The organism is Paraburkholderia solisilvae, assembly GCF_902859875.1.
GTDB lineage: Bacteria > Pseudomonadota > Gammaproteobacteria > Burkholderiales > Burkholderiaceae > Paraburkholderia > Paraburkholderia solisilvae.
Genome location: NZ_CADIKF010000053.1, coordinates 13,752 through 33,610 on the forward strand (window position 1 = coordinate 13,752; position 19,859 = coordinate 33,610).

The 19,859-nt window shown below is 62.2% G+C and carries 20 protein-coding genes and 1 tRNA gene; all 21 read left to right on the forward strand.

Going from position 1 to position 19,859, the window contains the following annotated elements; genetic code table 11:
• Window positions 1-126: 126 nt before the first annotated feature.
• Complete coding sequence (gene tpiA / locus HV675_RS25765) at window positions 127-909, forward strand: triose-phosphate isomerase (RefSeq protein WP_175114282.1); 783 nt, start codon at window positions 127-129, stop codon at window positions 907-909.
• A 134-nt stretch (window positions 910-1,043) separates the two neighbouring features.
• Complete coding sequence (gene secG, locus HV675_RS25770) at window positions 1,044-1,463, forward strand: preprotein translocase subunit SecG (protein WP_175114283.1); 420 nt, start codon at window positions 1,044-1,046, stop codon at window positions 1,461-1,463.
• A gap of 113 nt (window positions 1,464-1,576) precedes the next feature.
• Window positions 1,577-1,661, forward strand: a tRNA-Leu gene (locus tag HV675_RS25775).
• A gap of 182 nt (window positions 1,662-1,843) precedes the next feature.
• The gene (locus tag HV675_RS25780; protein ID WP_175114284.1) at window positions 1,844-2,203 is read left to right on the forward strand and encodes an NADH-quinone oxidoreductase subunit A; all 360 of its coding nucleotides are present in this window, start codon (window positions 1,844-1,846) and stop codon (window positions 2,201-2,203) included.
• A gap of 62 nt (window positions 2,204-2,265) precedes the next feature.
• The gene (locus HV675_RS25785; RefSeq protein WP_006052903.1) at window positions 2,266-2,745 is read left to right on the forward strand and encodes a NuoB/complex I 20 kDa subunit family protein; all 480 of its coding nucleotides are present in this window, start codon (window positions 2,266-2,268) and stop codon (window positions 2,743-2,745) included.
• A gap of 21 nt (window positions 2,746-2,766) precedes the next feature.
• Window positions 2,767-3,369 carry an NADH-quinone oxidoreductase subunit C gene (locus HV675_RS25790; protein WP_175114285.1) on the forward strand — a complete coding sequence of 201 codons (603 nt, stop codon included), beginning with the start codon at window positions 2,767-2,769 and terminating at the stop codon, window positions 3,367-3,369.
• A gap of 9 nt (window positions 3,370-3,378) precedes the next feature.
• Complete coding sequence (locus HV675_RS25795) at window positions 3,379-4,632, forward strand: NADH-quinone oxidoreductase subunit D (RefSeq protein ID WP_175114286.1); 1,254 nt, start codon at window positions 3,379-3,381, stop codon at window positions 4,630-4,632.
• A 144-nt stretch (window positions 4,633-4,776) separates the two neighbouring features.
• On the forward strand, window positions 4,777-5,262 hold the full coding sequence (nuoE, locus tag HV675_RS25800) for an NADH-quinone oxidoreductase subunit NuoE (protein WP_175114287.1): 486 nt from the start codon (window positions 4,777-4,779) through the stop codon (window positions 5,260-5,262).
• Window positions 5,259-6,587, forward strand: coding sequence for an NADH-quinone oxidoreductase subunit NuoF (gene nuoF / locus HV675_RS25805; protein WP_175114288.1), 1,329 nt, complete (start codon window positions 5,259-5,261; stop codon window positions 6,585-6,587). The genes nuoE and nuoF overlap by 4 nt, the downstream gene beginning before the upstream one ends.
• A 108-nt stretch (window positions 6,588-6,695) precedes the next feature.
• A complete protein-coding gene (gene nuoG / locus HV675_RS25810; protein ID WP_175114289.1) occupies window positions 6,696-9,041 on the forward strand; it encodes an NADH-quinone oxidoreductase subunit NuoG in 2,346 nt (781 codons plus the stop codon).
• Window positions 9,042-10,106, forward strand: coding sequence for an NADH-quinone oxidoreductase subunit NuoH (nuoH, locus tag HV675_RS25815; protein ID WP_175114290.1), 1,065 nt, complete (start codon window positions 9,042-9,044; stop codon window positions 10,104-10,106). It abuts the gene before it with no gap.
• A gap of 14 nt (window positions 10,107-10,120) precedes the next feature.
• Complete coding sequence (gene nuoI, locus HV675_RS25820; RefSeq protein WP_175114291.1) at window positions 10,121-10,609, forward strand: NADH-quinone oxidoreductase subunit NuoI; 489 nt, start codon at window positions 10,121-10,123, stop codon at window positions 10,607-10,609.
• A gap of 183 nt (window positions 10,610-10,792) precedes the next feature.
• The gene (locus HV675_RS25825) at window positions 10,793-11,488 is read left to right on the forward strand and encodes an NADH-quinone oxidoreductase subunit J (RefSeq protein WP_175114292.1); all 696 of its coding nucleotides are present in this window, start codon (window positions 10,793-10,795) and stop codon (window positions 11,486-11,488) included.
• A gap of 20 nt (window positions 11,489-11,508) precedes the next feature.
• The gene (gene nuoK, locus HV675_RS25830) at window positions 11,509-11,814 is read left to right on the forward strand and encodes an NADH-quinone oxidoreductase subunit NuoK (RefSeq protein WP_028196948.1); all 306 of its coding nucleotides are present in this window, start codon (window positions 11,509-11,511) and stop codon (window positions 11,812-11,814) included.
• Between the two features lie 31 nt (window positions 11,815-11,845).
• A complete protein-coding gene (gene nuoL, locus HV675_RS25835; RefSeq protein ID WP_175114293.1) occupies window positions 11,846-13,915 on the forward strand; it encodes an NADH-quinone oxidoreductase subunit L in 2,070 nt (689 codons plus the stop codon).
• Window positions 13,916-13,933: 18 nt separating this feature from the next.
• Window positions 13,934-15,424, forward strand: coding sequence for an NADH-quinone oxidoreductase subunit M (locus tag HV675_RS25840; protein WP_175114294.1), 1,491 nt, complete (start codon window positions 13,934-13,936; stop codon window positions 15,422-15,424).
• Between the two features lie 25 nt (window positions 15,425-15,449).
• The gene (nuoN, locus tag HV675_RS25845) at window positions 15,450-16,922 is read left to right on the forward strand and encodes an NADH-quinone oxidoreductase subunit NuoN (protein ID WP_246270540.1); all 1,473 of its coding nucleotides are present in this window, start codon (window positions 15,450-15,452) and stop codon (window positions 16,920-16,922) included.
• 3 nt (window positions 16,923-16,925) lie between these two features.
• On the forward strand, window positions 16,926-17,222 hold the full coding sequence (locus HV675_RS25850; RefSeq protein WP_175114296.1) for a DUF2818 family protein: 297 nt from the start codon (window positions 16,926-16,928) through the stop codon (window positions 17,220-17,222).
• A 42-nt stretch (window positions 17,223-17,264) separates the two neighbouring features.
• Window positions 17,265-17,879: an NUDIX domain-containing protein gene (locus HV675_RS25855; RefSeq protein WP_175114297.1), complete on the forward strand. Its 615-nt coding sequence runs from the start codon at window positions 17,265-17,267 to the stop codon at window positions 17,877-17,879.
• 269 nt (window positions 17,880-18,148) lie between these two features.
• Entirely contained in the window at window positions 18,149-18,595 is a 447-nt protein-coding gene (locus HV675_RS25860) for a DUF1178 family protein (RefSeq protein ID WP_175114298.1), read from the forward strand.
• Between the two features lie 57 nt (window positions 18,596-18,652).
• Window positions 18,653-19,849, forward strand: coding sequence for an acyl-CoA dehydrogenase family protein (locus tag HV675_RS25865; RefSeq protein WP_175114299.1), 1,197 nt, complete (start codon window positions 18,653-18,655; stop codon window positions 19,847-19,849).
• Window positions 19,850-19,859 lie beyond the last annotated feature (10 nt).

Genomic DNA, 19,859 nt, shown 5'->3' on the forward strand with positions numbered 1-19,859 from the left:
TCAAAGTAAAATCGCGTGTTTTGCGCGTGCAGCGGTAGCTTGCAGTCAGAGAGGTTCGAGGAACCAGGACGAACGACTAAGCGGAATTCGTCCACCATTCATGACATCAGGGCAACGGGCAAGGCGATGGCGAATCAACGGGCAAAACTGGTAGTCGGCAACTGGAAGATGCATGGTCGGCTTGCCGACAACAAAGTGTTGTTGCAGGCGGTGTCGCAGGGTGCCGGCGCATTGCCGCAACAGGTGGGCGTCGGTGTGTGCGTGCCGTGTCCCTATCTCGCGCAGGCGCAGGTGCTGTTGAACGGCGGCCGCGTCGGCTGGGGTGTGCAGGATGTATCCGCGCACGCGCAGGGCGCGTTCACCGGTGAAGTGGCCGCGCAAATGGCGGCGGAGTTCGGCGCGTCGTATGCGATCGTCGGGCACTCCGAGCGGCGCGCGTACCATCTCGAAAGCGTCGAACTCGTTGCAACGAAAACGGTGCGTGCGCTCGAGGCCGGCTTGACGCCCATCGTATGTGTCGGCGAAACGCTCGATCAGCGTGAAGCAGGCGCGACCGAAAGCGTGATCGGCATGCAGATCGACGCCGTGCTCGCGAAGCTGTCGGCGGACGACGCGGCGCGCCTCGTCGTCGCTTACGAGCCGGTCTGGGCGATCGGCACCGGCAGGAGCGCGAGCGCCGAACAGGCGCAGGCGGTGCATGCTTTTTTGCGTGCGCGTCTGGCTGCAAAAAGCGAAGCGGCAGCGGCTCGCGTAGCGCTGTTGTATGGCGGTAGTGTGAAACCGGACAATGCGGAAAGTCTGTTCCGCCAGCAGGACATCGACGGCGGCCTGATCGGCGGTGCGTCGTTGAAGCACGTCGATTTCCTCGCGATCTGTCAGGCGGCCGTCACGGCGAACGCAATGCGGTAAGCGGCGCGGCGTCTGATGAAGCAGATTGCAGAAAGGCGTCTGACCGATCGTTGATTCGATCGGCGGTTCGATTGTTTTGTTGCGCGCAACATGGTTTTACGTTGCGCCTTTAAATAAAGACTCGGGTGAGTGTGATGCTGTATTTGAAAACATTGATCATCGTTGTGCAGTTGCTGTCGGCGCTTGGCATTATCGGCCTCGTGCTGTTGCAGCACGGCAAGGGTGCGGACATGGGCGCGGCATTCGGCAGCGGCGCATCGGGCAGCCTGTTCGGCGCAACGGGTTCGGCGAACTTCCTGTCGCGTACGACCGGCGTGCTGGCCGCGATCTTCTTTGTCACGACGCTTGCGCTGACTTACATCGGCGCGTATCACGTGAAGCCTTCCGCAGGTGTCCTTGGCACTGTTGCGCCGACGAGCGCGCCCGTTGCATCTGCGGTTGCACCGGCATCCGCGGCGGCGTCTGCATCGCCTGCGGCGACTTCAGGGGCGACGGTTGCGGCGCCCGCATCGCCGGCGGCGGCGTCAGCGCCGGGCCAGGATGTACCGAAATAAATTTTTCGAATGGCCTGCTTTTGTGCGTTGAACAAACTGTTTAAACCAGTTAGAATCTAAGTCTTGAAGCGATTCGCGGCTTTTATAAGTTGATTTCCCGGATTGCAGACAGTGCCGACGTGGTGAAATTGGTAGACACGCTATCTTGAGGGGGTAGTGGCGCAAGCTGTGCGAGTTCGAGTCTCGCCGTCGGCACCAATGTTATCTAGAGACGTTATGCTAATGCCAGCCGCTTGCTTCGCTTCGGCTGGCATTTTCACTTCTAGTGAGCTGCTTGCCATACGCTTACAACAACAAGCAGTTCGAAGTGATACGCGCGTCGGGGGAGGCGTCTGCTCCCGGCATCTGGTGGCATCAGAACCAACCGATTGAGGATAGTCTTGAACCTCGCAGCCTATTTCCCCGTATTGCTGTTCCTCCTCGTGGGTACCGGTTTAGGCGTAGCACTGGTCAGCATCGGCAAGATCCTCGGTCCCAACCGGCCAGATAGCGAAAAGAACGCGCCGTACGAATGCGGCTTCGAAGCGTTCGAAGATGCGCGCATGAAGTTCGACGTGCGCTACTACCTGGTCGCCATCCTGTTCATCATTTTCGATCTTGAAACCGCGTTCCTGTTTCCGTGGGGCGTCGCGCTGCGTGACATCGGCTGGCCGGGCTTCATCTCGATGATGATTTTTCTGCTCGAATTCCTGCTGGGCTTCGCCTATATCTGGAAGAAAGGCGGCCTCGACTGGGAATGACGGGTCCAATCGCCGGTTTGCAGGGCGGCCTACGCTAGCTGCCCGTCTGGAGTGGAAAGCAAATGAGTATCGAAGGGGTCTTGAAGGAAGGGTTTGTCACCACGACGGCTGACAAACTGATCAACTGGACGCGCACCGGTTCTCTGTGGCCGATGACGTTCGGTCTCGCGTGTTGCGCGGTCGAGATGATGCATGCGGGCGCCGCCCGCTACGACCTCGACCGCTTCGGCGTGGTGTTTCGTCCGAGTCCGCGTCAGTCGGACGTGATGATCGTCGCCGGCACGCTGTGCAACAAGATGGCGCCCGCGCTGCGCAAGGTGTACGACCAGATGGCCGAGCCGCGCTGGGTGATTTCGATGGGCTCGTGTGCGAACGGTGGGGGCTATTACCACTACTCGTACTCGGTGGTGCGCGGTTGTGATCGCATCGTGCCGGTCGACGTCTACGTGCCGGGCTGTCCGCCCACGGCCGAGGCGCTCGTCTACGGCGTGATCCAGCTGCAGGCGAAGATCCGCCGCACCAACACCATCGCCCGTCAATAAGGCCTGAGCCTCCCCCACAATATGGCAAGCAAACTCGAGACCCTCAAAGCGAATCTCGAGGCGGCCTTTGGCGGCCGCCTGTCGAGCATCACGGAATCCGTCGGTGAACTGACGATCGTCGTGAAAGCGAGCGAATACCTCGACGTGGCGAAGCAGTTGCGCGACGACGCATCGCTCAAGTTCGAACAACTGATCGATCTGTGCGGCGTCGACTACCAGACGTACGGCGACGGCGCATACGAAGGCCCGCGTTTTGCCGCGGTGCTGCATCTGCTGTCGGTGTCGAAGAACTGGCGCGTGCGCCTGCGCGTGTTCGCGCCGGACGACGACCTGCCGATCGTGCCGTCGGTGGTCGACGTGTGGAATTCCGCGAACTGGTACGAGCGCGAAGCGTTCGACCTGTACGGCATCGTCTTCGAAGGCCACCCGGACCTGCGCCGCATCCTGACCGACTACGGTTTCATCGGTCACCCGTTCCGCAAGGATTTCCCGATCTCCGGCCACGTCGAAATGCGTTACGACCCGGAAGAGAAGCGCGTCGTCTATCAGCCGGTGACGATCGAGCCGCGCGAAATCACGCCGCGTGTGATCCGCGAGGATCACTATGGCGGTCTGAAACATTAAGAGAGCGCCATGGCAGAGATCAAGAACTACACGCTCAACTTCGGCCCGCAGCACCCGGCAGCGCACGGCGTGCTGCGCCTCGTGCTCGAACTCGACGGCGAAGTGATCCAGCGCGCCGATCCGCACATCGGCCTGCTGCACCGCGCGACCGAAAAGCTCGCGGAAACCAAGACGTTCATTCAATCGGTGCCGTATATGGACCGTCTCGACTACGTGTCGATGATGGTGAACGAACACGGTTATGTGCTCGCGATCGAAAAGCTGCTCGGCATCGACGTGCCGGTTCGCGCGAAGTACATCCGCGTGCTGTTCGACGAAGTTACGCGCGTGCTGAACCACCTGATGTGGATCGGCGCGCACGCGCTCGACGTCGGCGCGATGGCGGTGTTTCTGTATGCGTTCCGCGAGCGCGAAGACCTGATGGACGTGTACGAGGCGGTGTCCGGCGCACGGATGCACGCGGCGTACTATCGTCCGGGCGGCGTCTACCGCGATCTGCCTGACGCAATGCCGCAATACAAGGCGTCGAAAATCCGCAATGCGAAGGCGCTTTCGCGGTTGAACGAGAACCGTCAGGGTTCGCTGCTCGACTTTATCGAAGACTTCTTCAACCGCTTCCCGAAGTGCGTCGACGAGTACGAAACGCTGCTCACCGACAACCGGATCTGGAAACAGCGTCTGGTCGGCATCGGCGTCGTGAGCCCGGAGCGGGCGCTGCAACTCGGCATGACCGGCGCGATGCTGCGCGGCTCGGGCGTCGAGTGGGATTTGCGCAAGAAGCAGCCCTACGAGGTTTACGATCAGCTGGATTTCGACATTCCGGTTGGCGTGAACGGCGACTGTTACGACCGCTATCTCGTGCGCGTCGAAGAAATGCGCCAGTCGACGCGCATTGTCAAACAATGTATTGACTGGCTTCGCAAGAATCCCGGCCCGGTGATGGTCGACAATCACAAGGTTGCGCCGCCGTCGCGCGTCGGGATGAAGTCGAACATGGAAGAGCTGATTCACCACTTCAAGCTCTTTACCGAAGGCTTCCATGTGCCTGAGGGCGAGTCGTATGCGGCGGTCGAGCATCCGAAGGGCGAGTTCGGCATCTATCTGATTTCGGATGGCGCGAACAAGCCGTATCGCCTGAAGATTCGCGCGCCGGGTTACGCGCACCTGTCCGCGCTCGACGAAATGGCGCGCGGCCACATGATTGCGGACGCCGTGACGATCATCGGCACGCAGGATATCGTGTTCGGCGAAGTGGATCGCTAGGCATGTTTCATCGAGGCTTGCACGCGCGAACGCAATACCAGCGCGCGTGAGGCAAGGGGCAAAGCAAGGAACGCCGGGTCTGTCGCAATATGCTGTGAGCGACGGGTTTTCGTTCGGTAGGAATTGAAAGAGTCGTGTCTGAAAATGATCTCAGCTGAAGGCCTGAAAGAAATCGATCGCGCGCTGACCAAGTATCCCGCCGATCAGAAACAATCCGCCGTGATGGCGGCGCTGGCCGTTGCGCAAGACGAACATGGCTGGCTGTCGCCCGAACTGATGCAGTACGTCGCGGATTATCTCGCCATGCCGGCCGTCGCCGTGCAGGAAGTCGCGACGTTCTACACGATGTTCGAGACGTCGCCCGTCGGCAGGCACAAGATCACGCTCTGCACGAACCTGCCGTGCCAGCTCGGTCCGGATGGCGGCTCGGAGAGCGCCGCGGAATATCTGAAGCAGAAGCTGGGTATCGATTTCGGCGAAACCACCGCGGACGGCAAGTTCACGCTCAAAGAGGGCGAGTGCATGGGCGCGTGCGGTGACGCTCCGGTGCTGCTCGTGAACAACCACCGTATGTGCAGCTTCATGAGCCGCGAGAAGATCGACCAGTTGCTCGAGGAACTTTCGAAATGACGTCTCTACACGATCGTCACATCAAGCCGCTGATTCTCGCGGGCCTGAACGGCGAGAACTGGCATCTCGAAGATTACGTCGCGCGCGGTGGCTACAAGCAGCTGCGCCGCATCCTGGAAGAAAAAATCCCGCCGGAGCAGGTGATTGCCGACGTCAAGGCATCGGGTCTGCGCGGCCGCGGCGGTGCGGGCTTCCCGACCGGGCTCAAGTGGAGCTTCATGCCGCGCCAGTTTCCGGGGCAGAAGTACCTCGTCTGCAATTCGGACGAAGGCGAACCGGGCACGTTCAAGGACCGCGACATCCTGCGCTGGAATCCGCATGCGTTGATCGAAGGCATGGCGATCGGCGCGTATGCGATGGGCATTACGGTCGGCTACAACTACATTCACGGTGAAATCTTCGCCGAGTATCTGCGTTTCGAAGAGGCGCTCGAAGAGGCGCGCCGCGCGGGCCTGCTCGGCGAGAACATCCTCGGCTCGGGCTTCTCGTTCCAGCTGCATGCGCACCACGGTTACGGCGCGTATATCTGCGGCGAGGAAACGGCGCTGCTCGAGTCGCTCGAAGGCAAGAAGGGTCAGCCGCGCTTCAAGCCGCCGTTCCCGGCGAGCTTCGGCGTGTATGGCAAGCCGACCACCATCAACAACACCGAAACCTTCGCGGCGGTGCCGTTCCTGCTCGAGGTCGGCCCGCAGGCGTATCTGGAAATCGGCAAGCCGAACAACGGCGGCACGAAGATTTTCTCGGTGTCGGGCGACGTCGAGCGTCCGGGCAACTACGAAGTGCCGCTCGGCACGCCGTTCGCGACGCTGATGGAGCTGGCCGGCGGCATGCGCGGCGGCAAGAAAATCAAGGCCGTGATTCCGGGCGGCTCGTCGGCGCCGGTGATCCCGGGCGACATCATGATGCATACCGACATGGACTACGATTCGATCGCGAAAGCCGGATCGATGCTCGGTTCGGGCGCGGTGATCGTGATGGACGAGACGCGCTGCATGGTGCGTTCGCTGCTGCGCCTGTCGTACTTCTATTACGAAGAGTCGTGCGGCCAGTGCACGCCGTGCCGCGAAGGCACCGGCTGGCTGTATCGCGTCGTGCATCGCATCGAGCACGGTCTGGGCCGCAAGGAAGATCTGGATCTGCTGAACTCGGTCGCAGAGAACATCATGGGCCGCACGATCTGCGCGCTCGGCGATGCGGCCGCGATGCCGGTGCGCGGGATGCTGAAGCACTACTGGGACGAGTTCGAATATCACGTCGCCAACAAGCGCTGCCTCGTCGGCGGCCATGCCGGGGCGGCGGCGGTATCGGAAACAGTCGCTGCATAAAAGAAGCAGAAACATCGAGTGCAGTTTCATCGCGCGACGCGCCCACAGCGCGCGCGATGAACGGGGCGAACGAATGAGCGGTAATCAGGTTAAGGAAGATTGACCATCATGGTTGAACTCGAAATAGACGGCAAGAAGGTCGAAGTGCCTGAAGGCAGCATGGTGATCCAGGCTGCGCATAAGGTCGACACATACGTGCCGCATTTCTGCTATCACAAGAAGCTGTCGATTGCGGCCAATTGCCGGATGTGTCTCGTCGACGTCGAGAAAATGCCGAAGGCGGTGCCCGCCTGCGCGACCCCGGTGTCGCAGGGCATGGTCGTGCATACGAAGTCGGACAAGGCGGTCAAGGCCCAGCAGTCGGTGATGGAATTCCTGCTGATCAACCACCCGCTCGACTGCCCGATCTGCGATCAGGGCGGCGAATGCCAGTTGCAGGATCTGGCGGTCGGTTACGGCAAATCGTCGTCGCGCTATAGCGAAGAAAAGCGGGTCGTGTTCCACAAGAATGTGGGGCCGCTGATCTCGATGGAAGAGATGACGCGCTGCATTCACTGCACGCGTTGCGTGCGCTTCGGCCAGGAAGTGGCCGGCGTGATGGAACTCGGCATGCTGAACCGCGGCGAGCACTCCGAAATCACGACCTTCGTCGGCAAGACGGTCGATTCCGAACTGTCGGGCAACATGATCGACCTGTGCCCGGTCGGCGCGCTGACCAGCAAGCCGTTCCGCTACAGCGCGCGGACGTGGGAACTGTCGCGCCGCAAGTCGGTGAGCCCGCACGATTCGGTCGGCGCGAATCTCGTGGTGCAAGTGAAGAACAACCGCGTGATGCGTGTGCTGCCGTTCGAGAACGAGTCGATCAACGAATGCTGGATCTCGGACAAGGACCGCTTCTCGTATGAAGGCCTGAACAGCGAAGAGCGCCTGACGAGGCCGATGCTGAAGCAGGGCGGCCAGTGGATCGAAACCGACTGGCAAACCGCGCTCGAGTATGTGGTGAAGGGCCTGAACGGCATCAAGGGCGACCATGGCGCGAACGCGATCGCCGCACTCGGTAGCGCACATAGCACGGTCGAAGAACTGTTCCTGCTGAAGCAGCTCGCGCAAGCGGTCGGTACGCCGAACATCGACTTCCGTTTGCGCCAGGCCGACTTCTCGGCGCCGGTCAACGGTACGCCGTGGCTCGGCGTGAAGATCGCCGATCTGTCGCTCATCGACGCGGCGTTCGTGGTCGGCGCGTCGTCGCTGCGCCGCGATCATCCGCTGCTGGCCGCGCGTCTGCGCCAGGCGTCGAAGGGCGGCGCGAAGCTCACGCTGCTGCAGGCATCGAGCGACAATTCGCTGATCCCGAAAGCGCAAGTCATCTCCGCGGCGCCGTCCGCGTGGCTCGACGAACTGGCCGGCATCGCGGCCGCCGTGTCGGAAGCGCGCGGCGTCGCGTTGCCGGAAGCGTTCGCCGGCACGCAGGCATCGGATGCCGCGAAGCGGGTTGCCGCATCGCTTGCAACCGGCGAGAAGCGCATCGTGCTGATCGGCAACGCGGCGGTCCGGCATCCGGAGTTCGCGCGTATTCACGCAGCGGCGCAATGGATCGCGGACGCGACCGGCGCGACGCTCGGCTTCCTGACCGAAGCGGCGAATACGGTCGGCGCCCACCTCGTCGGCGCACTGCCCGGCGAGGGCGGCCTGAACGCGCGTGAAGCGTTCGAGCAGCCGCGCAAGGGCTACCTGCTGATGAACATCGAAGCGGAATTCGATACCGCGAACCCGGCGCAGGCGCTCGCCGCGCTGAACCAGGCGGACATGGTCGTCGTGATGTCCGCGTTCAAAACCGGCGCGGACTACGCCGACGTGCTGCTGCCGATCGCGCCGTTCACCGAAACGGCCGGCACGTTCATCAACGCGGAAGGCACGGTGCAGAGCTTTAACGGCGTGGTGCGTCCGCTTGGCGATGCGCGTCCTGCGTGGAAGGTGTTGCGCGTGCTCGGCAGCTTGCTGGGCGCACCGGGCTTCGCCTACGACACCGCCGAAGAAGTGCGCGCCGCGGCGCTCGGCGATGCGGACCTGAGCTCGCGCCTGTCGAACAAGACCGGCGTGACGCTTGTGCGCGCGAATGGCGCAAGCGGTGCGAAGGCCGCGAACGGCGCGTTCGAGCGGATCGCCGACGTGCCGATCTACCATGCGGACCCGGTGGTGCGCCGGGCCGGCTCGCTGCATCTGACGGCGGCCGCGCGCGCAGCGAACACGATCGGTCTGCCGGCGGGGCTCTTCGACAAGCTGGGACTCAAGGAAGGCGACGCGGTGCGCGTGCGCCAGGGGGAGCGTTCGGTGCAGGTGCCGGCCGTGCGCGATGCGAATCTTGCGGAGACGGTGGTCCGCGTGTCGGCGGCCACGCCTGCCGGTGCGGCGCTCGGCAGCCTGTTCGGCGAACTGCTGGTGGAGAAGGCGTAAATGACCTTGTTCGATACGATCAACGCGGGCGGCAATGAGCTTCTCGGCTTCGCATGGCCGACGGTGTGGGCGCTGGTGCGCATCCTCGTGGTGGCCGTTGCGATCCTGCTGTGCGTCGCGTACCTGATCCTCTGGGAGCGCAAGCTGATCGGCTGGATGCACGTGCGTCTCGGCCCGAATCGCGTCGGCCCCGGCGGCTCGCTGCAGCCGATCGCCGACGTGCTCAAGCTGTTGCTGAAGGAAGTGATCCAGCCGACCCAGGCGAGCCGCTGGATTTACCTGGTCGCGCCGGTGATGGTGGTGGTGCCGGCCTTCGCGGTCTGGGCGGTGATTCCGTTCCAGGCGGGCGCGGTGCTCGGCGACATCAACGCAGGCCTGCTGTACGCAATCGCGATCTCGTCGATCGGCGTGTACGGCGTGATTCTCGCCGGCTGGGCATCGAACTCGAAGTACGCGTTCCTCGGCGCGATGCGCGCGGCCGCGCAGATGGTGTCGTACGAAATCTCGATGGGCTTTGCGCTCGTCGTCGTGCTGATGACGGCCGGCAGCCTGAACCTGTCCGATATCGTCCAGTCGCAGATGCGCGGCATATTCGCGAGCTACGGCATCCACTTCCTGTCGTGGAACTGGCTGCCGCTGTTGCCGATGTTCGTTGTCTACTTCGTGTCCGGCATCGCCGAAACGAACCGCCATCCGTTCGACGTGGTGGAAGGGGAGTCGGAAATCGTCGCGGGCCACATGATCGATTACTCGGGGATGGCGTTCGCGCTGTTCTTCCTCGCCGAGTACATCAACATGATCGTCATCTCGGCGCTCGCGTCGGTGCTGTTCCTCGGCGGCTGGGACGCGCCGTTCGGTTTCCTCACCTTTATCCCGGGCATCGTCTGGTTCGTCATCAAGGTGTTTCTCCTGTTGTCGGTATTCATCTGGGTGCGTGCGACGTTTCCGCGCTACCGCTATGACCAGATCATGCGTCTCGGCTGGAAGGTGTTCATTCCAGTGACCGTGATATGGCTGGTGGTGGTCGGATTCTGGATCATGTCGCCGTTGAATATCTGGAAATAAAGGGCGGATGAGCCATGACCGCATTGCAAAACTTCTTCAAGACCTTCTTCCTCACCGAACTGCTGAAGGGTCTCGCGCTGACTGGACGCTATACGTTCCAGCGCAAGATCACCGTGCAGTTCCCGGAAGAAAAGACGCCGATTTCACCGCGCTTTCGCGGTCTGCACGCGCTGCGCCGCTATGAGAATGGCGAAGAGCGCTGCATCGCCTGCAAGCTGTGCGAAGCGGTGTGCCCGGCGCTTGCCATCACGATCGAGTCGGAAACGCGCGCGGATAATACGCGCCGCACGACGCGCTACGACATCGACCTGACCAAATGCATCTTCTGCGGTTTCTGCGAAGAGAGCTGCCCCGTCGATTCGATCGTCGAAACGCACATTCTCGAATATCACGGCGAGAAGCGTGGCGATCTGTACTTCACGAAAGACATGCTGCTGGCCGTCGGCGACCGCTACGAAGCGGAAATCGCGGCGAACAAGGCGGCCGACGCACCGTATCGTTGATCCACGAAGTTGCTGTGCTTTAGTAAGAAGTCGCATCGGCCGCCCGGGCAGGGCGGTGCGGTGCGCAGCCCCCCGGCTGCCGTGCCCGCGTGTTTCGCGCGTGATTGCGTTGCGAAAATGCGCGCGCGTGCGGCAAGCCCCTGGGACCTTGCCTGATGATGGCCTAACGATGAACCGGTAATCATGGAATTCACGACCGTACTGTTCTACATCTTCGCGCTGCTCCTGACGGTGTCGGGGCTGAAGGTGATCACTGCGCGCAACCCCGTGTCGTCCGCGCTCTTCCTCGTGCTCGCGTTCTTCAACGCGGCCGCGATCTGGATGCTGCTGCAGGCCGAGTTCCTCGCGATCCTGCTGGTGCTCGTGTACGTCGGCGCGGTGATGGTGCTGTTCCTGTTCGTCGTGATGATGCTGGACATCAATCTCGACGTGCTGCGGCGCGACTTCAAACGCTTCGTGCCGATGGCCACCATCGTGGGCGCGATCATCGTGGTCGAGACCGCGCTGATCCTGTGGCACGGCTACGGCGCGACCGTGCAGCCGGTGCGCGACACGACCGCGGCCGCGGTTGCCGGCGCAGGCGGCACGGCGGGCTGGTCGAACACGCGCCTGATCGGCAAGGTGATCTACACCGATTACATCTTCGCGTTCGAAGTGGCCGGCCTCGTGCTGCTGGTCGCGATCATCGCGGCGATCGCGCTGACCACGCGTCACCAGAAGGACAGCAAACGCCAGCGCATCTCCGATCAGGTCGCGGTGCGCAGCAAGGACCGTGTACGTATCGTGAAGATGAAGCCGGAAATCGCGCCCGTCCCGGAAGCGACGGAAACCGCCACCGCGGCAGCCGCAGCGGGTTCGGCTCCGGCTGGCAAGGCCTGAGCGGACAGGAGGAGAAAAACATGTTGACCCTTGCTCATTACCTCGTGCTCGGCGCGATCCTGTTTGCGATCAGCGTCGTCGGCATTTTCCTGAACCGCCGCAACGTGATCATCATCCTGATGGCGATCGAACTGATGCTGCTGGCGGTGAACACGAATTTCGTCGCGTTTTCGCACTATCTCGGCGATATACACGGCCAGATTTTCGTGTTTTTCGTGCTGACGGTGGCCGCAGCCGAAGCGGCGATCGGCCTCGCGATTCTGGTGACCCTGTTCCGTAGCCTCGACACGATCAACGTCGAAGACCTCGATCAGCTCAAAGGTTAATTTCAGCGAAGTTCACTTCAGGTAAGCAGTCATGTCAACGACACTCAACGAAAACCTGCTACTGGCTATCCCGCTCGCGTCGCTCGCGGGTTCGCTGATCGCCGGCCTCTTCGGCAAGACGATCGGGCGTGCGGGCGCGCACTCGGTCACCATCCTCGGCGTCGCGATCTCGTTCGTTCTGTCGGCGATCGTCTTCCTCGACGTGCAGAACGGCGCGAGCTTCAACGCGACGATCTACGAATGGATGACGATCGGCAAGCTGAAGTTCGAGGTCGGCTTCCTCGTCGATTCGCTCACCGCGATGATGATGGTCGTGGTGACCTTCGTGTCGCTGATGGTGCACATCTACACGATCGGCTACATGGCGGGGGAGGACGGGTATCAGCGCTTCTTCTCGTACATCTCGCTGTTCACGTTCTCGATGCTGATGCTCGTGATGAGCAACAACTTCCTGCAGCTGTTCTTCGGCTGGGAAGCGGTGGGTCTCGTGTCGTACCTGCTGATCGGTTTCTACTACACGCGTCCGAGCGCGATTTACGCGAACCTGAAGGCGTTCCTCGTGAACCGCGTCGGCGACTTCGGCTTCCTGCTCGGCATCGGCCTGCTGCTCGCGTATGCCGGCTCGATGAACTACGGCGACGTGTTCGCGAAGAGCCACGAGCTCGCGTCGCTGAGCTTCCCGGGCACCGACTGGGGCCTGCTGACGGTCGCCTGCATTTGCCTCTTTATCGGCGCGATGGGCAAGTCCGCGCAGTTCCCGCTGCACGTGTGGCTGCCCGATTCGATGGAAGGCCCGACGCCGATCTCCGCGCTGATCCACGCAGCCACGATGGTGACCGCGGGCATCTTCATGGTCACGCGGATGTCGCCGCTTTTCGAACTGTCCGACACCGCGCTGTCGTTCATGATGGTGATCGGCGCGATCACCGCGCTCTTCATGGGCTTTCTCGGCGTCGTGCAGAACGACATCAAGCGCGTGGTCGCGTACTCGACGCTGTCGCAGCTCGGCTACATGACGGTCGCGCTCGGCGCATCGGCTTACCCGGTCGCCGTGTTCCACCTGATGACGCACGCGTTCTTCAAGGCGCTGCTGTTCCTCGGCGCCGGTTCGGTGATCATCGGCATGCACCACGATCAGGACATGCGCAACATGGGCGGCCTGTGGAAGTACATGCCGATCACGTGGATCACATCGCTGATCGGCTCGCTCGCGCTGATCGGCACGCCGTTCTTCGCCGGCTTCTACTCGAAGGATTCGATCATCGATGCGACGCACCTGTCGCATCTGCCGGGTTCGGGCTTCGCGTACTTCGCGGTGACGGCCAGCGTGTTCGTCACGGCGCTGTACTCGTTCCGCATGTACTTCCTCGTATTCCACGGCAAAGAGCGCTTCCGCGGTCCGAAGCACCCCGACTCGCCGATGGGCATCGAAGAAGCGGCAGCGCATGCGCACGGTCACGACGACCATGGTCACGACGATCACGGTCATGGTCACGGCCCGCATGTGCCGCACGAAACGCCGTGGGTGGTGTGGGTGCCGCTCGTGCTGCTCGCGATTCCGTCGGTGATCATCGGTGCGATCGGCATCGGTCCGATGCTGTACGGCGACTTCTTCTCGCACGGCGTGGTGTTCGACAAGGTGATTTACGTCGCCGACAACCATCCGGCACTGCGTGAAATGGCCGAGGAATTCCACGGCTGGTTCGAGATGGGCATCCACTCGTTCGCGGGTCTGCCGGTGTGGCTGTCGCTGGCCGGTGTGGTGGTCGCGTGGTTCCTGTATATGAAGCGTCCGGAACTGCCGGCGAAGATCCGCCAGACGTTCTCGCCGATCTACACGCTGCTCGACAACAAGTACTACATGGACAAGATCAACGAAGTCGTGTTCGCACGCGGCGCGGTGGCGATCGGCCGCGGCCTGTGGAAGGAAGGCGACGTCGTGGTGATCGATGGCATCGTCAACGGCAGCGCGCGCTTTATCGGCTGGTTCGCGAGCGTGATCCGCTTCCTGCAGTCCGGTTATATCTATCACTACGCGTTCGCGATGATCATCGGGATGTTGGGTCTCCTGACGTTGTTCGTCACGCTCGGCGGTAAATAAATAACGCGAGGAGACACCATGTATAACTACCCGATTCTCTCCATTGCGATCTGGATGCCGATCGTCTTCGGCCTGATCGTGCTGGCAGTGGGATCCGATCGCAATCCGGCGCCGGCGCGCTGGATCGCGCTGGTCGGCTCGATCCTGAGCCTGATCGTCACGATTCCGCTGATGACGGATTTCAATCCGGACACGGCGAAGCTGCAGTTCGTCGAGCAGGCGAACTGGATCGAGCGCTTCAACATCACGTACCACCTCGGGGTGGACGGCATCTCGATGTGGTTCGTCGTGCTGACTGCGCTGATCACGGTGATCGTCGTGATCGCCGCATGGGAAGTGATCACGAAGAATGTCGGCCAGTATCTGGCGGCGTTCCTGATCCTGTCGGGCATCATGGTCGGCGTGTTCTCGTCGGCCGACGGCATGCTGTTCTACGTGTTCTTCGAAGCGACGCTGATCCCGATGTACATCATCATCGGCGTCTGGGGCGGCGCGAACCGCGTGTATGCGGCCTTCAAGTTCTTCCTGTACACGCTGATGGGTTCGCTGCTGATGCTGGTCGGCCTGATCTATCTGTACACGCAGACCGGCACGTTCGATCTCGCCGCATGGCACGCCGCGCAGATTCCGATGACGCCGCAGGTGCTGCTCTTTATCGCCTTCTTCCTCGCGTTCGCGGTGAAGGTGCCGATGTGGCCGGTGCACACGTGGTTGCCTGACGCGCACGTCGAAGCGCCGACCGGCGGCTCGGTGGTACTGGCGGCGATCATGCTGAAGCTCGGCGCGTACGGCTTCCTGCGCTTCTCGCTGCCGATCGCGCCGGACGCGAGCCACTTCCTCGCGCCGGTCGTGATCACGCTGTCGCTGATCGCGGTCATTTACATCGGCCTTGTCGCGATGGTGCAGGCCGATATGAAGAAGCTGGTCGCGTACTCGTCGATCGCGCATATGGGCTTTGTCACGCTCGGCTTCTTTATCTTCAACCAGATGGGTGTCGAAGGCGCGATCGTGCAGATGATCTCGCACGGTTTCGTGTCCGGCGCGATGTTCCTTTGCATCGGCGTGCTGTACGACCGCATGCATACGCGTCAGATCGCGGATTACGGCGGCGTCGTCAACACGATGCCTAAGTTCGCCGCATTCGTGATGCTGTTTGCGATGGCGAACTGCGGCCTGCCGGGCACCTCCGGTTTCGTCGGCGAGTTCATGGTGATCCTGGCCGCGGTCCAGTACAACTTCTGGATCGCGTTCGGCGCCGCGTTCACGCTGATTCTCGGCGCCGCGTACACGCTGTGGATGTACAAGCGCGTGTATTTCGGTGCGGTCGGCAACGACCATGTGAGGAAGCTCATCGACATCAACGGCCGCGAGTTCTTCATGCTGATCGTGCTCGCCGCGCTGACGCTGTTTATGGGCCTGTACCCGAAGCCTTTCTCTTCAGTGATGCATGCGTCCGTGGAGAACCTCCTTACCCACGTGTCGCAGTCGAAGCTGCCGCTGTCCCAGTAGGGCAGAGCGGAGGAATCAGAAAATCATGCAAAACGCCCCTATGAGTGCTCTGCTCCCCGACGCGCTGGTGATGGCCGCGGTCGTCGTCGCGTGGCTCAACGATACGTTCGCCGGCCAGGCCGGCCGGCGCACCACGTATCTGATCTCGCTCGTGTCGACGCTGGTCGCCGGTATCTGGTTCGCGGTGCAGGCACTCGACCCGGCACAGCACTACTTCTTCTCGCGGATGTACGTGGTCGACTCGTTCGCGAGCCTGATGAAGGCGGTGGTGACGCTCGGCTACACGGTCTCGATCATCTACTCGCGCAAGTATCTGGAAGACCGCAATCTGTTCCGCGGCGACTTCTACCTGCTCGGCATGTTCTCGCTGCTCGGGCAGCTGATCATGATTTCAGGCAACAACTTCCTGACGCTGTATCTCGGCCTCGAACTGATGTCGCTGTCGCTGTACGCGGTGATCGCGCTGCGCCGCGATGCGTCGCAGTCGAACGAAGCGGCCATGAAGTACTACGTGCTTGGCGCGCTCGCCTCCGGTTTCCTGCTGTACGGCATCTCGATGCTCTACGGCGCGACCGGTTCGCTGGAACTGAACGAGGTGTTGAAGGCGGTCGCATCGGGCCGTATCAACGACGTCGTGCTGCTGTTCGGCGTGATCTTCATCGTCGCGGGTATTGCATTCAAGATGGGCGCGGTGCCGTTCCATATGTGGGTGCCTGACGTGTACCAGGGCGCGCCGACCGCGATGACGCTGATCGTCGGCGGCGGCCCGAAGGTCGCGGCGTTCGCATGGGGTCTGCGCTTTCTCGTGATGGGCCTGCTGCCGCTCGCGGTCGACTGGCAGGAAATGCTCGTCATTCTCGCGGCGCTGTCGCTGATCGTCGGCAACATTACGGGTATCGTGCAGCGTAACGTGAAGCGCATGCTCGCGTATTCGGCCATCTCGAATATGGGCTTCGTGCTGCTCGGGCTGCTGGCCGGCGTGGTCGACGGCAAGACGAGTTCCGCTGCGAGCGCGTACGGTTCGGCGATGTTCTACAGCATCGTCTACCTCGTGACGACGCTCGGCTCGTTCGGCGTGGTGATGCTGCTCGGCCGCAAGGACTTCGAGGCCGACACGCTCGACGACTTCAAGGGCCTGAACCAGCGCAACCCGGTGTACGCGTTCGTGATGATGGTGATGATGTTCTCGCTCGCCGGCATTCCGCCGACGGTCGGCTTCTACGCGAAGCTCGCGGTGCTCGAGGCGACGATGAATGCCGGCCTCACGTGGCTCGCGGTGCTGGCGGTGATCACGTCGCTGTTCGGCGCGTTCTACTACCTGCGTATCGTCAAGCTGATGTATTTCGACGACCCGCAGGACACGTCGGTGATTGCCGCCGATTCGAGCAAGCGTCTGCTGCTCACGCTGAACGGTATTGCGATCGTCGTGCTCGGCATCGTGCCGGGCCCGCTGATGACGGTCTGCCTGCAGGCTATCTCGCACACGTTGCCGCTCTGATCGATGTCGGCAGCCGGGTGGTTTATTGTGCTGTTGGCGCTGGCCGGCGCCAACCTGCCGTTTGTGAATCAGCGTCTGTTCGCGCTCGTGCCGTTGCGGGCCGCGAAGAAAAGCGCGTGGATCCGAATCGGCGAAATGATCGTGCTGTATTTTGTCGTGGGCGCGATCGGTTTCATGCTCGAAGCGCGCGCCGGGAACCGCTTCGAGCAGGGCTGGCAATTTTACGCAATTACTTTCAGCCTGTTCGTCGTATTCTCCTTTCCGGGTTTCGCGTTTCAATATCTCGTCAAACGGCGCTGATGGTTTCGGCCGCGGCGCCAGCTGGTCGTCCAGAGGTCGCCTATGGCTGAGCATCCCAAGCATCCGGAATCGCTTCCAGAAGAACATCACGCAACACTGACCGAGACGCGCCTGTCCAGCAAGCGCGTCTACCAGGGGCCGTTTATGACGGTCAACTGCGACACCGTGCGCCTGCCTGACGGCAAGGAGGCGACGCGCGAATACGTCGTGCATTCCGGCGCGGTGATGGTGATTCCGCTGTTCGACGATGGCCGTGTGCTGATGGAACGGCAGTATCGCTATGCGACCGGCAAGGTGATGATCGAATACCCGGCCGGCAAGCTCGACCCGAACGAGGACGAACTGACCTGCGCGAAGCGCGAGCTGGAAGAGGAAACCGGTTACACCGCGCGCGAGTATATCTACCTCACGCGCATCCATCCGATCATTTCGTATTCGACCGAGTTTATCGACATCTATCTCGCGCGCGGCCTGACGGCGGGCGAGCAGAAGCTCGACGAGGGCGAGTTTATCGAGATCTTCACCGCGACCGTGCCGGAAGTGTCCGAGTGGGTGCGCACCGGCGAGCTCAGCGACGTGAAGACGATCATCGGCACCTTCTGGCTCGAGAAATTCCTGTCCGGCGCATGGCAGATGCCGGCGCCGGTTGAAGGCTGACGAGGGTCGATCGAGCGGCAACCGGGGCTGGCCGGAAAAGAACCACCACGCAAAACGCGGCCCCGGTACTGTGTGGGAGCAGCGGAGTACTATTGCGCTACACGGCCGCACCGGTAGATGGAAGTACCGGCGGCAGACGATCATGACAAAGCCTCCGTTCACCGGCTGTGCGCGCGCCAAACCGGCGCGCGGCGATGACCAAACCTTTGCGAACGACCGTTCACAAACCACTTTTTTGCGCTAAACTCGTACGCAAGCCCAGATTCCAGATGAAGGTCCTCGATTTACAGTGTTCGCACGGCCATCGGTTCGAAGGCTGGTTTGCCTCCGCCGACGATTTCGAATCGCAGTCGAAAAGGCAGCTTGTCGAATGCCCGATTTGCGGTGCGAAGCAGGTGAGCCGTTTGCCGTCCGCGCCGCGTTTGAACCTGTCGGGCGCGACGAGCGACGCGAAGCCGCTTGCCGCGGCGAGTGAGTCGCAGCAGGCTCGCGAATGGCAGGCGCGCGCGATGCAGGCGCTGCGCGAGGTGCTGGAAAAGACCGAGAACGTGGGCGAACGCTTTGCCGAGGAAGCGCGGCGCATTCACTACAACGAGGCGCCCGCCCGCAACATTCGCGGTGTCACGACACCCGAAGACGCGAAAGCCCTCGTCGAAGAAGGCATCGACGTGATGCCGCTGCCTATTCCTGCCGCGCTGAAAGAGCCGCTGCAATAACCTGCGCGGCGTCCCGGCGGCGATGCATGATGTGGCCGCGGCAGGGAGACTGCGCGCATGGATCTGAACACCACACCCGCCGACAACGCGTTTCGCGCCGAGGTCCGCGCGTGGCTCGAGGCGAATCTGCCGCACACGCTGCGCGACAAGGTTCTCCGGCACAAGCGTCTGAATCGCGCCGATTACGCGAGCTGGCACAAGCTGCTGGGTGCACGCGGCTGGTCCGCGCCCGCGTGGCCCGCGCAATACGGCGGCCCCGGCTGGAACGCGACGCAACGCCATATCTGGGACGACGAGTGCGCGCGCATCGGCGCACCGGTTGTGCTGCCGTTCGGCGTGTCGATGGTCGCGCCGGTGCTGATGAAATACGGCAGCGACGCGCAGAAACACCGGTATTTGCCGCGCATTCTCGATGGCACCGACTGGTGGTGTCAGGGCTACTCGGAGCCCGGCGCGGGCTCCGATCTCGCGTCGCTGCGCACGCGTGCCGAGCGCCGCGACGGTCACTACGTCGTGAACGGCCAGAAGACGTGGACCACGCTCGGCCAGCATGCGGACATGATGTTCTGCCTCGTGCGCACCGACGGCGACGCCAAAAAGCAGGAAGGCATCTCGTTCCTGCTGATCGACATGAAGACGCCCGGCATCACGGTGCGGCCGATCATCACGCTCGACGAAGACCACGAAGTCAACGAAGTGTTTTTCGACGACGTGCAGGTGCCGCTCGAGAATCTCGTCGGTGACGAAAATCGCGGCTGGACCTACGCGAAATATCTGCTGGGCCATGAGCGTACCGGTATCGCACGCGTCGCGGCTTCGCAGCGCGAGCTCGCATTCCTGAAACGGCTTGCGCTCGCGCAGCGGAAGAACGGCACGCCGTTGCTGCACGACCCGGTGTTCGCCGCGAAGGTCGCGAACCTCGAGATCGATCTGATGGCGCTCGACGTGACGGTGCTGCGCGTCGTCGCGAACGAAGCGCAGGGGCGCGGGCCCGGCCCGGAGGCGTCGCTGCTGAAGATCAAGGGCACCGAGATCCAGCAGGGCCTCACCGAACTGATGGTCGAAGCGATCGGGCCGCTCGCCGCGCCGTTCGACGTGCCGTTCCTCGAAGGCGAGCGTGCGCATAGCGTGGCCGGCGACGACGATGCCGCGCCGCTCGCCGCGTACTACTTCAACTACCGTAAAACATCGATTTACGGCGGCTCGAACGAAATCCAGAAGAACATCATCGCGCAGATGATGCTCGGGTTGTGAGGAGCGGCGT

Bases quoted from the DNA above. Each gene is read 5' to 3' on its own strand.
- tpiA (WP_175114282.1), top strand. From the start codon at position 127: ATGGCGAATCAACGGGCAAAACTGGTAGTCGGCAACTGGAAGATGCAT.
- secG (WP_175114283.1), top strand. From the start codon at position 1,044: ATGCTGTATTTGAAAACATTGATCATCGTTGTGCAGTTGCTGTCGGCG.
- HV675_RS25785 (WP_006052903.1), top strand. From the start codon at position 2,266: ATGAGTATCGAAGGGGTCTTGAAGGAAGGGTTTGTCACCACGACGGCT.
- HV675_RS25790 (WP_175114285.1), top strand. From the start codon at position 2,767: ATGGCAAGCAAACTCGAGACCCTCAAAGCGAATCTCGAGGCGGCCTTT.
- HV675_RS25795 (WP_175114286.1), top strand. From the start codon at position 3,379: ATGGCAGAGATCAAGAACTACACGCTCAACTTCGGCCCGCAGCACCCG.
- nuoE (WP_175114287.1), top strand. From the start codon at position 4,777: ATGATCTCAGCTGAAGGCCTGAAAGAAATCGATCGCGCGCTGACCAAG.
- nuoF (WP_175114288.1), top strand. From the start codon at position 5,259: ATGACGTCTCTACACGATCGTCACATCAAGCCGCTGATTCTCGCGGGC.
- nuoG (WP_175114289.1), top strand. From the start codon at position 6,696: ATGGTTGAACTCGAAATAGACGGCAAGAAGGTCGAAGTGCCTGAAGGC.
- nuoH (WP_175114290.1), top strand. From the start codon at position 9,042: ATGACCTTGTTCGATACGATCAACGCGGGCGGCAATGAGCTTCTCGGC.
- nuoI (WP_175114291.1), top strand. From the start codon at position 10,121: ATGACCGCATTGCAAAACTTCTTCAAGACCTTCTTCCTCACCGAACTG.
- HV675_RS25825 (WP_175114292.1), top strand. From the start codon at position 10,793: ATGGAATTCACGACCGTACTGTTCTACATCTTCGCGCTGCTCCTGACG.
- nuoK (WP_028196948.1), top strand. From the start codon at position 11,509: ATGTTGACCCTTGCTCATTACCTCGTGCTCGGCGCGATCCTGTTTGCG.
- nuoL (WP_175114293.1), top strand. From the start codon at position 11,846: ATGTCAACGACACTCAACGAAAACCTGCTACTGGCTATCCCGCTCGCG.
- HV675_RS25840 (WP_175114294.1), top strand. From the start codon at position 13,934: ATGTATAACTACCCGATTCTCTCCATTGCGATCTGGATGCCGATCGTC.
- nuoN (WP_246270540.1), top strand. From the start codon at position 15,450: ATGCAAAACGCCCCTATGAGTGCTCTGCTCCCCGACGCGCTGGTGATG.
- HV675_RS25850 (WP_175114296.1), top strand. From the start codon at position 16,926: ATGTCGGCAGCCGGGTGGTTTATTGTGCTGTTGGCGCTGGCCGGCGCC.
- HV675_RS25855 (WP_175114297.1), top strand. From the start codon at position 17,265: ATGGCTGAGCATCCCAAGCATCCGGAATCGCTTCCAGAAGAACATCAC.
- HV675_RS25860 (WP_175114298.1), top strand. From the start codon at position 18,149: ATGAAGGTCCTCGATTTACAGTGTTCGCACGGCCATCGGTTCGAAGGC.
- HV675_RS25865 (WP_175114299.1), top strand. From the start codon at position 18,653: ATGGATCTGAACACCACACCCGCCGACAACGCGTTTCGCGCCGAGGTC.